The following is a 13,006-nucleotide window of genomic DNA, read 5'->3' on the forward strand; positions in this document are numbered from 1 at the left end:
AACATATCCTAGTTGCGAACGCTATCTTCCTGTCCCATCAGTTCAGGAAAACGTGTGCTTGCTGTAGGCAAGGCTCGCATTTCGTCTAAGGCAGTGTCAATATGTCCTGAGTAGCAAGCACCTATTTGAATATCTAGAGATTGAGCCGTTACATCACCTTCTAAGCGAGCGGTTTTGCTGAGGGTCAGTCGTCCCTCTGCGACTACTCTTGCTTTTACGACTCCATGAATAATTAAGTTATGGGCTTTCAGTTCTGCGCCTTCAATTAATCCAGTTTGCGAGAGTTCCATATCTCCTTTGACATGAACTGTGCCATGCACAACGCCATCTACCCGCAGATCTCCTTCTACGTTCAAGTTTCCCTGAATTTCACTCGTCGCATTGAGGTACGTCAACGATGAACTGGTTTTCTTTCGCCCAAACATCTTGTTGTCCTGCTGAGTGATGTAAGTTTTCAGTTTAATGTGGCACATTGTATGCACCGATCGCCATGGAGAGGTTTGAAGGCTTTTTCGTGTCTTTGAAGACTCTAAAGTTATGAGTACGGAGACAGGAATAGCGCGATCGTCGCTCAATGAAGTCTTTCAGCTAAAGTGTCACCTCATTCTTCTCAGTGCAGACTGCATTACTTTTTTTACATTTCCTCGTTTATTCCAAAGCAAAAAAACGCTCTCCATTTGGAGAGCGTTTTTCTAAAACCTTAAGTTCTTAAGAAACTAACCCCCAATAACTGGAGCAGTCAAAGCCACAGGAGTAGCAGCACCTGCTGCTAAATCAAGCGGGAAGTTATGAGCATTCCGCTCGTGCATCACTTCCATTCCCAAGTTTGCCCGGTTCAGCACATCTGCCCAAGTATTCACGACACGACCTTGTGAGTCCAGAATAGACTGGTTGAAATTGAATCCGTTCAAGTTAAATGCCATCGTGCTAATGCCCAATGCTGTAAACCAAATCCCCACGACGGGCCAGGCACCTAACAAGAAGTGCAAGCTCCGCGAGTTGTTGAAGGAGGCATATTGAAAAATCAACCGACCGAAGTAGCCATGAGCCGCAACGATGTTGTAGGTCTCCTCTTCTTGCCCAAACTTGTAACCATAGTTCAAAGATTCGGTTTCAGTCGTCTCGCGAACCAAGCTCGAAGTTACCAACGAGCCATGCATGGCGGAGAATAAAGCGCCACCAAATACACCAGCCACGCCCAACATATGAAAGGGGTGCATCAAAATATTGTGCTCGGCTTGGAACACAAACATGAAGTTAAAGGTTCCAGAGATCCCCAAAGGCATCCCATCAGAGAATGAACCTTGACCAATGGGATAGATCAACAACACGGAGGTTGCTGCCGCCACCGGGGCAGAATAGGCAACGCAAATCCAAGGACGCATCCCTAGACGGTAGGACAATTCCCACTGCCGACCCATGTAAGCAAAAATCCCAATGAGGAAGTGAAAAACGACCAATTGATAAGTACCACCGTTATACAACCACTCATCTAAGGAAGCGGCTTCCCAGATGGGATAAAAGTGCAACCCGATCGCATTAGAAGAAGGAATCACCGCCCCCGTTATGATATTGTTGCCATACAGCAACGAGCCAGCCACAGGCTCCCGAATTCCATCAATATCTACAGGTGGAGCTCCAATAAAAGCGATGATGAAACAGATGGTAGCGCTAAGAAGGCAGGGAATCATCAACACACCGAACCAACCAACATAAATGCGGTTATCAGTGGAGGTAACCCAGTTGCAAAAACGATCCCATAACCCAGAGTCTTGCTGCTTTTGGAAAGTAGTTGTCATAATAATTGCTCTTTATTACGAAGAGAATGACTCGAAGCAGATGTATTAATCAAGTTAAACTTGAAGTCAAACTTGACTATTTTCATACTATTAGGTTCATCTTTTTTTCCAAGGATTGCTCATTTTTTGTAACACTTGTTTACAAATTTATACAGACTTAAACTAACTCGTCTGGAGAGAAAAAATGCGAGGGATGAACAATAAATCTTTTGATAGAATTCAAAATTATTATTCAGAGTGCAATCAGCAATCCTTTACTTTTTTAGACACGTGGTTTGGGTAATTAGTTTGGGGTAGTTAAAGGTATTAAGACTAACTGATATCCAGTAAAAGGAAATCTTCTTTATGGAGAAAAAAGTCCGTATCAAAAAACTTAATCGCCAGGACGATATCAAGCGATCGTGGTCAGCAGTTTATCCATTAACAGAAGATTTTGAAGACAGCTTCCCAGAAGAATGGGATAAAGCAGCAACTGAACCCAATTTTGAAGAAAATACTCCTTCTCCGTGCATGTCCTCTCATAGTCAGTATGACGAAGATGATACGGCAAAGTAAAACTAGCAGCAGCCTACCGATCGCTACCCTCAGACCGACTGCATCTTCAGGGCTTTAAGGAGTAAACCAGTCACAGTCGCCGGGGTTTCCAGTTGAGGCAAAACTCCAGCATTGGCGATCGTCCAAACCCACTTCACTGCCTCCGAAAGTTTCGCCAATCGTTCCCCAGTTTCTACCGTTCCAAAGCGCGATGCCTCACTCCAAACTATTGCGGTTGGCACTGTTAACTGAGACATATAAAGCGATAAATCGAAGCAAAGATCGCCCCGGAGCGAAGCTAATGCCGCATATGCAGCGTTTGGCTGTTGGGCAGAAGCCAAGTAAGCCTCAACCGTTTCCTGCGTCAGGCGCGATCGATCAGCAAACAAAAACTGCTCCAAAAAATTCCGTACCGCGATCTCATTCGCTGCACCCAAAGCATAAATCACTTGGTCAACTCCCGGAATCCCGGCAATCTGTGCCGCCACGTTACGCCCATAATCCGCTCCAAAGTCAGCATATCCAGCCGGAGAAACCAGGAAGAGCATTTTGAACAAATCAGGACGTTGGATCGCTAAACGGATTGTAATCCCTGCCGTAAGGGACGAGGCAACAACAGGCACAGGGCTGCCAATTGCTTCAAGCATTTCGGTCAGAATGGTGAAGTAATCTTCAACCCGATACGTTCTAACAGGATGGGCAGATTGTCCCCAACCAATTAGATCAGGAGCAATAACACAATAGCGCGGAGCAAACGCCGGATAAACCTTTGACCATTCGTAAGCAGAGGAACCGCCGCCTAGACTATGGAGGAAAACGAGAGGAGGGAATTCGTCATGATTAAATGGGCTTGATGAATTGAGAGTGCGCCATGGAGAGGCGATCGGCGTATAGTAAGCCATCGCGCCCAGTGAAGTCTTAATCACTTTCTGCCCAAATCCTGGGGGTTGAAATTGCAACATAAATTAGAAGATATAACTTTTGCAGAAACTTTTTATAAAGCCCAGTCAAAAGGCTAAAGCATCCAGTCTAAACCAATGCTGACTCGGCTACCTTTATGCTGAAGAGCGTTTTGTCGCTGAAGATCAGTAGAGAGGCGCAAATTATGAGTCAGGGCATAACCGAAGGTTAGAGTCGTTAATCCAACTTCTTCAGTCTTAGAAGCAGGGTTGAGCCAGCTTTGGGTCAAGGCAATGTCGGCTGCGCCAGTCCGAGAGAGTTGTAGTTGGATACGCAAGCCTAAGTTAACGCCATCAACACTATAGTGTTCGCTCTCTAACGATCGATATCCTATAACAGGAGCCACGTTCACCGAGCTTCCTAAAGGCAAGGCATAATACCGTAGTTCAGAGCCGTAAGATTCTCTTGGTTCATTAAATGCAGCTTGGTAATCGGCGCTTAGCGTGAGATGAGATTTAGGTACAAATATATCTTCAATGCCTAAGTAGATGCCTGCTTCATTGCTAGAGGGAAAAGAAGAATAGCCAACTCGTATCCTAGTTCGGAAACTGGGATCGTTACGAATTTCGGAGAGAACATTGGGAATTTCTTCAGTCCAACGTTGAAGGAGAGGGCTATTTTCGAGAATTTGGGGATCTAATTCAAGTTGGTCAGCAGTAGGGCGAAACGAGTTAGTCAGATGAGGCTGTGCAGGAGAGTTAGACTGTGCAGGAGAGTTAGACTGTGCAGAAGCTGCGATCGCCATGCCACAAACTAAGCTAGTCCCTAAAAACCCAACCCAAAGATACTTCATGCCTCAACCCGCTCTTAGCAAAGATACGAGGCAATGGTAACAGGGTTACTCCCCCATCTGCTCTATTACTGCCCCTATACGACTGATAAGTTTTTGCCCGTGGCTGGGTCAAAAATATAAAGATGATTCAGGTCAAGCTGAAGCGGTAAGCGATCGCCTACCTTTGGTTGAAATGCAGGCAACATTTGAATCATTTAAAACTGTAGCCTTGCCCTGATTCCCGCCAAATACTACAGTTCGCACATCGGTCTACTTCCCTTAACTCTGAAGATACAAGACCTGTGGATCAAGTCTTCCGCAAGGCTGCTCTGTCAACTTGAATTCAGCAACGCCGCCTAATTTACAAAGACTTTTTACGCTTGTTCCAATGCCGCACAACCCAAACCCCAAAGGCAAGTACTAAGAAAACCGCGATCGCCTTAGAAACAGGACTTAGGTATTGATCGACCAGATGATAGTCCAGCTTTTGAATCCCTAACCAATAGCCAATGCCCGTCAACAAGCTCACCCAGCCCAACGTGCCAATGGTGGAATAAATCAAAAACTGCGCCATCGGCATATTGCTAAAACCCGCAGGCAACGACACTAAGGTACGAATTACTGGCACAAGGCGACCGAAGAGGACAGCTTTTTTGCCGTGCCTGTGAAACCAGCGCTGAGTTTTGTCAAGTTCTTCAATGGAAATGCCGATCCATCTGCCATGCTTAGCAATCCAGCATTTCAGGCGAGTTTCACCCATTACCTTGCCCAAGTAGTACCAGGGGAACGCACCCAAGACGGTGCCGAGAACTCCAGCGATGATGGCAGGGGCGATCGCCAACACGCCATCAGGCTGCGCTGCGGTATACCCGGCTAAAGGCATAATTAACTCCGAAGGAATCGGCGGAAACAGATTTTCCATAAACATCAAAAAGGCAATTCCCACGTAGCCCAGAGAGTTCATGGTCTCAATGACCCATTTTGCCATCCATTCAGACATCGATTTGTTCCTCGTTGTGCAAAAGCAAGTGTTAGGAGAAACTGAATCTATCAGGCGAACGGGCAACAGATTTTCCATTGCCCGCTGCTGATTTTAGATTTTGAACTTTCAATTAATCCTTAATCAATCTAGAACCCAAAAATTGCTCTAAGTTCCAGAAGTCCAAGAGTTAATGTACTCGTTTTGCTCGGCGGTCAGCGTGTCGATCGCCAGACCCATTGCTTGCAGCTTGAGACGAGCAATTTCCTGATCGATATCGGTAGGGATGGAGTACAAACCGGGCTTGAGTTGTCCCTTGTTCTTCACCAAATATTCACAAGCCATGGCTTGGTTAGCAAAGCTCATGTCCATAACAGCGCTAGGGTGACCTTCAGCCGCAGCCAAGTTCACTAAGCGACCTTCGCCAATCACAATGATCGATTTACCGCTGTTAAGGCGATATTCTTCGGTGAAGTTGCGAACAATTCTGACTTCTTTGGCTTTGTCTTTGAGGGATTGAAGATCAATCTCAATATCGAAGTGACCAGAGTTACAAACGATCGCCCCATCTTTCATCACATCAAAATGCTCAGACCGGATGACGTGCTTATTGCCCGTTACGGTGATGAAGATATCGCCTTGAGCCGCTGCCAAATCCATAGGCAACACTCGGAAACCATCCATTGCTGCTTCGATCGCACTGACAGGGTTAATTTCAGTGACGATAACGTTTGCGCCCATGCCGCGTGAGCGTAGCGCCGTGCCTTTACCGCACCAACCGTAGCCTGCAACTACGATGGTTTTACCCGCCAACAAAATGTTGGTAGCGCGGATGATGCCATCTAGAGTCGATTGACCTGTGCCGTAGCGATTGTCGAAGAAGTGCTTAGTGTCTGCGTCATTGACATTCATAGCAGGGAAAGTCAGCACACCGTCGCGCAACATAGCGTTGAGACGGACGATGCCTGTGGTGGTTTCTTCGGTAGAGCCAATCAGGTCAGCCACTTGTTCAGGGCGTTCTTGAATTAGAGTTGCCACTACGTCGCTACCGTCGTCAACGATGATGTTGGGTCTATGATCGAGGGCAATGCGAACGTGGCGCTGATACATCTCATTATCTTCACCTTTTTGGGCGTAGACAGAGATGCCATAATCAACCACTAAGCTTGCAGCCACATCATCTTGAGTAGAGAGGGGGTTGCTGGCAATCAGGACTGCATCGGCACCAGCAGCTTTGAGAGCGATCGCCAAATGAGCCGTTTCGGTGGTGACGTGGCAACAAGCGACTAAGCGAATACCTGCCAAAGGTTTCTCAGTGGCAAAGCGATCGCGAATTTGATCTAAAACGGGCATTTCTCTGCCTGCCCACTCAATCCGCTGTTTTCCTAACGGAGCTAGGGATAAGTCTTTTACGTCGTGTTTAACCTGAGTTGCTGTTGTCATGAAATATCCTATGAAAGTTTTATTGCGAAGCCCATTCGTTCAGCTTATCAGAAGCTTTAAGTTACCCTTGATTCCATCCATTCTGTTTAGGAGGCAATCCTCTAAAGGCAGAAAATCTTTATATTCGGGCACAAACTTTTCAAATGTTAACCTTAACAGTCGTTTTTTTGTGTCAAGTCTTTTTGAACCTACTGGAATTTTGCGGATAGGTTCATGAATTTATTATGTTTGTTCACCATACCAACGGGTTTGAGGAACTTCTGTGGAGGCAAGCAGCTTACCACGAGAAATTACGTAACGAACGGGGGCGCGACGACGAATAGCATCAAAGCGATCGCTCGCCTCTAGCACAATTAAATTCGCGGGTTTCCCCACAGCAATGCCATACTGGTCTTCTAAATGCAGAGTTTTTGCACCCTGCCAGGTCACCATGTTGTAGCAAGCATCAATCTCGGCGCTGCCCGTCATTTGTCCGACATGTACCAGCATTGAGGCAACATCCAGCATATTTCCAGTGCCCAGTGAGTACCAGGGGTCGAGGATGCAATCATTCCCCAGGCTAACGTTCATGCCTTGCTGACAAAGTTCTTTAACACGGGTTAAGCCTCGCCGCTTAGGATAGGTGTCGGTGCGTCCTTGCAGCGTGATGTTGATGAGAGGATTGCAGACGAAGTTGATTTGCGTGCGTTGCAAAAAGCCCAGAAGCTTGTAGGCGTACGCATTGTTGTAAGAGCCAAAAGCGGTAGTGTGGCTGGCAGTCACTCGTGAACCCATATCGGTACGAATGGCACAGGCAGTCATGACTTCTAGAAAGCGAGAGTTGTCATCGTCAATTTCGTCGCAGTGAATGTCGATCAGGCGATCGTATCTTTCTGCCCAATCAAAGATGCGATGAACAGATTTAACACCATCTTCACGAGTTAGCTCATAGTGAGGAATACCGCCAATTACATCCACACCACGGGCGATCGCCTCTTCCATTAAGCTTTCGTTCTTGCCACCACCATTTTTATCTCCGCCATAAATTCCATCTTGCGGAAAGGCGACAATTTGCAGCGTCATCCAATCCTTAACCGCTTCCCGAACTTCCAGCAATGCCTCAAGCGCAACTAAATTGGCTTCACTAACATCAACATGGCTACGGACAAATAAAACGCCTTGAATAGCTTGTTGCTTCAGAGTTTCGATCGCGCGACTCTTAACATCTTCGAGGGAAAGATTTTGCTTGCGTTCTCGCCAAATTTCAATGCCCTCAAACAGTGTGCCACTTTGATTCCATCGGGGCTGTCCAGCAGTTAGAGCAGAGTCAAGATGAATATGGGACTCCACAAAGGGAGGACTGACGAGTTGCTCTTGCAGGTCTATCTCTTGTTGAGCCAGAACAGGAATGTGAGGCGATATTTCGGCGATCGCCCCGCCCTGAATTGCAATATCAACAGGGGCGATCGTGCCATCACTACCCAGCAAGCGACCATTACGGAGCAGCAAGTCGTAAGAAGTCATAGGCGTTAATATCTTTTATTTCTGGACTTTGCCTGTAGCGATAGACACCGAGTTTTGAGAAATTCTCAAAAATTCCTGTACTAATCTATGTTGGATGCAGCAATTGTCAATAGAATAAGAAATGAGTATGGGAATAGACGAGATTCTTATGCCCATTTTAAGCGTTGCCAGTCAACTCAGATCGAGTTAGCTCAATGTTTGTCGATACAATTCCTTGTCTGCGCCGGTGCTTTGTCAGAGATGTGATGGATTTCTATACAATCCTGAAGTCACTCTCCTTGAATGTAAAGCGAAGCACCGACTCGTTGAGGATGATCTCTGGTTACAACTAAACCTGTTGTTAATACCCCGGAAGCGATTTTCTTAAGTTTCACAAGAGAACTTTTAGACTGAGCATTCTGAGGCATGAACGATTTAAAATTTGTCCTGTCTGTACACCTTGAATACCAAGGGTAAAGGCGGCTCAAATAAGCAACGGGCTAGGTTTCGCGGATCGTTTCGCTCCGTTAAGTTAGAGCAGAATCAATCTCAGAGAATGTCCTTGCATAAGCTGAATGGTAGCTTGAGGATAGGCGACATTGACAAGGAGTCATACCCAATTATTAAGGATCAGTCGCTACATGGAATTTACGATCGCAGCCTTACTAACTAACTTCACAGATGACAAGTTAGTTGCGCCTAAAGCCCTTGAAAAAAAGCTGAATTGCAAAGATGATGAAGCCCTTCGCAAGTTGCAAATTGCCCTAGATGCACTGGAACGAATTGGCATTTTAGTGAAAGAACGAGGCAAATATCGCCGCATTGCCGAAGAAGATGTGGTCGAAGGAAAACTTCGCTGTTCGAGTAAAGGCTTTTGCTTTGCCATTCAAGATGTGGAAGGTTCAGAAGATATCTACATCCGCGAAAGTCATTTGAATACGGCATGGAATAGCGATCGCGTCCTCGTTAAAGTCACCAAAGAAGGCACCCGTCGCCGCAGCCCCGAAGGAGAAGTGCGGCTAATTTTAGATCGCTCCAATGCCTCCGTCCTTGCCAGAGTCAAACAAATCGAAGACAGCTACCGCGCCACACCCTTAGACGATCGCCTGCTTTTTGAAGTCGAACTGCAAGCCAACGGGGTCGATTTGCAAGAAGCTGTAGACCAGCTTGCCCATGTCGAAATTCTCCGCTACCCGCTAGGGTCTTATCTGCCCATTGGTCGAGTCGCGCAGCTTTTAGGCAGCGATGCCAGAGCCGCCTCCGAGTTTGATATTGTCTGTTGCAAACACGACTTGCCCCGACATTTTTCCGAAGAAGTTCTAGCCGAAGCCGAAGCCCTACCTGTCAAAATGCGTCGAGGTGATTTAAAGAATCGCCTGGACTTGCGCAAGATTCCGACCATCACCATTGATGGTCCCGCTACGCCCACAGGTCCCGCGATCGACGATGCCCTTACCTTAGAAAAAACCCCAACCGGATGGCGACTCGGCGTGCATATCGCTGATGTTTCCTCCTTCATTCCGACTAACTCAGCTCTGGATCTCGAAGCCCGCAAGCGAGGTAATTCCATTTACCTGGGCGAAACCGTCTTGCCCATGCTGCCCGATGCCGTGCATCGTTCCTGTTCTTTAGCGGTAGGACAAGATCGACTAGCGGTATCAGTCCTGTTTGACTTAGATACGGATGGCAACGTCACTGAGTTTCGGATTGAACCCACGGTGATTCAGGTCGATCATCGGTTGGATTATCAGCAGGCGCAAGCCATCTTGCAGCGCCATGCGTCCTCCGAAGCCGAATCGATGATTGCTCCAGCATATCCCTTGCCTACCCTTGATCAGCTTCAAGAGTTTGAACCTATTTTTGAAACGTTAGATCAACTGTTTACTCTCAGCCAGTCAGTTCGGGCACAGCGTCTAGAGCGGGGAGCTTTTGACTTGAACCTGCCTGAAAAAGTGTTTCCTGATGAGGCAAACCCTGAACTCAGCAAGTTCCTTTCTACCAAGTTTCAATATGACGATGAGGGCGCGCTGGGCGCAATGGTGGTATCAGTCTTCCTCCCTGCCCGCTCCATTGTGACCGAGCTATTGTTGCTGGCAAACCAGGCGATCGCTTCTCACTTGGTCGATCTACAAGTTCCTGCCATCTACCGAGTTCACCGCAGCCCCGATCCTAGCGATGTGCAAGAACTGCTGAAGCTGATCAGCAATATGGAAATCGATTCGCACTTGGAGCAAGAAGACGAAGTTCATCCCCGCGACTATCAAAGGCTGGTGGGGCATTTTGCCGAGTCAAAAACCGAGAAAGTGTTGACCTATCTGCTCCTCTCCACCTTCAAGCCCGCCGTTTACAGCACTACACCCGGTGCCCACTTTGGCTTGGCGCTGAACGATGGCTATACTCATTTCACTTCTCCCCTCCGCCGCTATCCCGATCTCCTGATTCACCGATCGCTTCATGCCATCTTTGAGTTTGGACGCGATCGCCGCACCACTCGCTCTAAGGAAGCCGTCGATTTGCGCAGCAGTAGTTGTCATGGGCAAATTGGCTGGAACGTTCTTCCCACCGAAATTTACAACGAGTTGGAGGAACAAATTTTGCCCATTGTCGTTCACCTGACCGAACGCGAGAAACTAGCGCAAGAAGCCGAATCTGACCTAGAAGGTCTAAAAAAAGCCGATTTCATGCAGCAGCACACAGGCAATACTTTTCATGGATTGATTACGGGCGTTCAGTCCTACGGTTTTTTCGTCGAAATTGAGGAACTGCTGGTAGAAGGACTAGTGCATGTTAGCTCGTTGAAAGACGACTGGTATGAATATCGATCGCGGCAGCAAAAGCTAGTTGGGCGGAAGAACCGCAAGCAGTACAAACTGGGCGATCGGGTTGAAGTTCAAGTTAAGAGCGTTGATTACTACCGTCAGCAAATTGACTTAGTGGCAGTTGGCGGCGGCAGTGAAGCGCTGGAGGATGAAGAACCTTACGAACCTAGCACCCCTGAAGAAGCCTTAGCAGACACGAACGGTCGAGATGGAGAACCTTATGATTAAGAAGTATTCTTTCTTAATCTCTTCGTGTCTTCAACTGCGTCTCGTCCTCTCATTCTCGGCATCACTGGAGCCTCTGGCTTAATCTATGCTGTTCGTGCCCTTAAGTTTCTGCTAGCCGCTGATCAGACGATCGAACTTGTCGCTTCCAAATCTACCTACATGGTTTGGCAAGCCGAAAAAGATATCCGAATGCCTTTGGAGGCGGCACAGCAAGAACAATTTTGGCGGCAGCAAGCCGGAGTAGAAACAGGGGGTAAGCTGCGTTGCCATCCTTGGGGAGACGTGGGTGCAAATATTGCCAGTGGCTCTTTCCGGACACAGGGCATGGTTATCATGCCTTGCAGCATGAGTACGGTGGGGAAACTAGCAGCGGGCTTAAGTTCTGACCTGCTAGAACGGGCAGCCGATGTTCAGCTTAAAGAAGGACGAAAGTTAGTTATTGTCCCCCGCGAAACGCCATTCAGCTTGATTCATCTGCGAAATCTTACAACTTTGGCAGAAGCTGGCGCGAGGATCGTTCCGGCGATCCCAGCCTGGTATCATAATCCTCAGACGATCGAAGACTTGGTTGATTTTGTGGTGGCGCGAGCGCTTGACCAGGTAGACCTTGATTGTGTGCCGTTGAAGCGCTGGGAAGGACATTTGTAAAATAGGGTCGTATCGCGTTGTATTCCAAGGGAGGTTTGCTAATGGCGATCGCACGGTTATTTTTACCGCTCTTGATCTTAGCTGGGTTGGCGCTCTTTGCCTTACAAAATTGGTCGCCCGTCTTGCCAATCGTAGTCGCAGGGCTGAATACTCAGGCTTTACCTCTAGCCCTCTGGATGCTGACCGCGATCGCGGCTGGAGCCACTACCACTATTGCTGTTTCTAGCCTATTTAGCTTGTCCCGGTTTACTGCTGTTCGTCGTTCCAACAAGCAGCGTCCGTCCGCGTCACCCAGCCGCCCCGAGACAGAAAGCCGCCCTTGGGTTGCCGCTTGGACAAAACGGAATGAAGCCCGAGCCAATCCGCCTAGCACTGCAAAAACTCGTATTCAAGACGACTGGGAGAATCGACAAACCCGCGAAGAATGGGACGACTGGGAGGAAGACTCACCTGCACCAGCCTCTAGCGCATCGTTTAGTTCAGCAGGTGTGCCCCCTGATGTCCACGATCGCTCAGACGAAGACTGGGATAACTGGGAGGGTTACACCGAAGCCGATCGCGTTAGCGGTACTCCTCGTCCCCCTGTCCGCACAGACTTTGAAGTGAGGCAAGCGCCTGTTGCCCAAAAGCAGTCAGGTTCTCTCTACTCTGTGAGTTATGAAAGGGCGGAGACTGATCCTCAGCGTCCAAATGAGGTTTATGATGCTGACTACCGAGTCATCGTACCCCCTCTTTCATCCGAGCCTGCTCCAGCGATTTCACCAGAGGATGAAGATTGGGGCTTTGATGACGACGATATTCCTCAAGAACCGCGCGACTCTCGCGGTGGCGGCAAAGCCGATCGCCCTAGAAATACATAACCCATGGAAACCAGCAGCTTTTTGATTTGGTTCATTGTCATTGGAATCGTGACGGTCATTGGTTTAGGCAGCATGATCCAAGCCTACTCTGGCTCTGGTAGCCTTGCCGTTTTATTTACTGAACCGATCGTGCCCAATCCTTTGCCTACCCTTAATACTGATGCTGCTGCCCAGTTTCAGCAAGGCTGCGAAGCTTATAGGCAAGGAAAGTATCAACAGGCAAGCGATCGCTTTAGCCAAGCTGCCCAACTTGACAAAACCTTTGCCGAAGCATTTCACAATCTGGGTTTAGTGACTGCCAACCTTCGCCAAGACAACCATGCCGCCCAACATTTGCTGCTGGCAGGAGAGCGCTATTTAGAACAAGGCAATGCAGCCGGGTACGAGCAAGTGAAGCAATCTCTAGGACTGTTGAAGGCAAGAAAACTAGCTAAAGAAGCCGCAGCCTAGGGCGTGTTTTAAACCTGGCTAGAGTACTTCTC

At 48.0% G+C, this 13,006-nt stretch carries 12 protein-coding genes; 5 read left to right on the forward strand and 7 right to left on the reverse strand.

Annotation, left to right across the window (positions count from 1 at the left end; all coding sequences use genetic code 11):
- Positions 1-8: 8 nt before the first annotated feature.
- Positions 9-425: a polymer-forming cytoskeletal protein gene (locus tag KME11_04030; protein MBW4514371.1), complete on the reverse strand. Its 417-nt coding sequence runs from the start codon at positions 423-425 to the stop codon at positions 9-11.
- A 291-nt stretch (positions 426-716) separates the two neighbouring features.
- Positions 717-1,799 carry a photosystem II q(b) protein gene (gene psbA, locus KME11_04035; GenBank protein ID MBW4514372.1) on the reverse strand — a complete coding sequence of 361 codons (1,083 nt, stop codon included), beginning with the start codon at positions 1,797-1,799 and terminating at the stop codon, positions 717-719.
- Between the two features lie 345 nt (positions 1,800-2,144).
- On the opposite strand from psbA, the gene KME11_04040 reads away from it, so the two are divergent.
- Positions 2,145-2,354: a hypothetical protein gene (locus tag KME11_04040; GenBank protein MBW4514373.1), complete on the forward strand. Its 210-nt coding sequence runs from the start codon at positions 2,145-2,147 to the stop codon at positions 2,352-2,354.
- 29 nt (positions 2,355-2,383) lie between these two features.
- On the opposite strand, the gene KME11_04045 is transcribed toward KME11_04040, so the two are convergent.
- The 5 genes from KME11_04045 to codA all read right to left on the reverse strand — a co-directional run bounded on the left by KME11_04045 (position 2,384) and on the right by codA (position 7,990).
- Positions 2,384-3,295, reverse strand: coding sequence for an alpha/beta hydrolase (locus KME11_04045; protein MBW4514374.1), 912 nt, complete (start codon positions 3,293-3,295; stop codon positions 2,384-2,386).
- Positions 3,296-3,348: 53 nt separating this feature from the next.
- On the reverse strand, positions 3,349-3,972 hold the full coding sequence (locus KME11_04050; GenBank protein ID MBW4514375.1) for a hypothetical protein: 624 nt from the start codon (positions 3,970-3,972) through the stop codon (positions 3,349-3,351).
- 454 nt (positions 3,973-4,426) lie between these two features.
- Complete coding sequence (locus KME11_04055; protein MBW4514376.1) at positions 4,427-5,065, reverse strand: DedA family protein; 639 nt, start codon at positions 5,063-5,065, stop codon at positions 4,427-4,429.
- A 147-nt stretch (positions 5,066-5,212) separates the two neighbouring features.
- Complete coding sequence (ahcY, locus tag KME11_04060; GenBank protein MBW4514377.1) at positions 5,213-6,487, reverse strand: adenosylhomocysteinase; 1,275 nt, start codon at positions 6,485-6,487, stop codon at positions 5,213-5,215.
- A gap of 222 nt (positions 6,488-6,709) precedes the next feature.
- On the reverse strand, positions 6,710-7,990 hold the full coding sequence (gene codA / locus KME11_04065; GenBank protein MBW4514378.1) for a cytosine deaminase: 1,281 nt from the start codon (positions 7,988-7,990) through the stop codon (positions 6,710-6,712).
- 620 nt (positions 7,991-8,610) lie between these two features.
- Here codA and KME11_04070 point away from each other — a divergent pair.
- The 4 genes from KME11_04070 to KME11_04085 are packed head-to-tail and all read left to right on the forward strand — an operon-like array spanning position 8,611 to position 12,974.
- Positions 8,611-11,016, forward strand: a complete 2,406-nt coding sequence (locus KME11_04070; protein MBW4514379.1) for a ribonuclease R — start codon at positions 8,611-8,613, stop codon at positions 11,014-11,016.
- A gap of 24 nt (positions 11,017-11,040) precedes the next feature.
- A complete protein-coding gene (locus KME11_04075; GenBank protein ID MBW4514380.1) occupies positions 11,041-11,664 on the forward strand; it encodes a UbiX family flavin prenyltransferase in 624 nt (207 codons plus the stop codon).
- Positions 11,665-11,705: 41 nt separating this feature from the next.
- Positions 11,706-12,524 (forward strand): hypothetical protein, encoded by an 819-nt coding sequence (locus KME11_04080; protein ID MBW4514381.1) that lies wholly within the window; start codon positions 11,706-11,708, stop codon positions 12,522-12,524.
- A 3-nt stretch (positions 12,525-12,527) separates the two neighbouring features.
- Complete coding sequence (locus KME11_04085; protein MBW4514382.1) at positions 12,528-12,974, forward strand: tetratricopeptide repeat protein; 447 nt, start codon at positions 12,528-12,530, stop codon at positions 12,972-12,974.
- Positions 12,975-13,006 lie beyond the last annotated feature (32 nt).

The sequence above is a fragment of the Timaviella obliquedivisa GSE-PSE-MK23-08B genome (genome assembly GCA_019358855.1).
Taxonomy (GTDB): Bacteria; Cyanobacteriota; Cyanobacteriia; order Elainellales; family Elainellaceae; genus Timaviella; species Timaviella obliquedivisa.

Bases quoted from the DNA above. Each gene is read 5' to 3' on its own strand.
- KME11_04030 (MBW4514371.1), bottom strand. From the start codon at position 425: ATGTTTGGGCGAAAGAAAACCAGTTCATCGTTGACGTACCTCAATGCG.
- psbA (MBW4514372.1), bottom strand. From the start codon at position 1,799: ATGACAACTACTTTCCAAAAGCAGCAAGACTCTGGGTTATGGGATCGT.
- KME11_04040 (MBW4514373.1), top strand. From the start codon at position 2,145: ATGGAGAAAAAAGTCCGTATCAAAAAACTTAATCGCCAGGACGATATC.
- KME11_04045 (MBW4514374.1), bottom strand. From the start codon at position 3,295: ATGTTGCAATTTCAACCCCCAGGATTTGGGCAGAAAGTGATTAAGACT.
- KME11_04055 (MBW4514376.1), bottom strand. From the start codon at position 5,065: ATGTCTGAATGGATGGCAAAATGGGTCATTGAGACCATGAACTCTCTG.
- ahcY (MBW4514377.1), bottom strand. From the start codon at position 6,487: ATGACAACAGCAACTCAGGTTAAACACGACGTAAAAGACTTATCCCTA.
- codA (MBW4514378.1), bottom strand. From the start codon at position 7,990: ATGACTTCTTACGACTTGCTGCTCCGTAATGGTCGCTTGCTGGGTAGT.
- KME11_04070 (MBW4514379.1), top strand. From the start codon at position 8,611: ATGGAATTTACGATCGCAGCCTTACTAACTAACTTCACAGATGACAAG.
- KME11_04080 (MBW4514381.1), top strand. From the start codon at position 11,706: ATGGCGATCGCACGGTTATTTTTACCGCTCTTGATCTTAGCTGGGTTG.
- KME11_04085 (MBW4514382.1), top strand. From the start codon at position 12,528: ATGGAAACCAGCAGCTTTTTGATTTGGTTCATTGTCATTGGAATCGTG.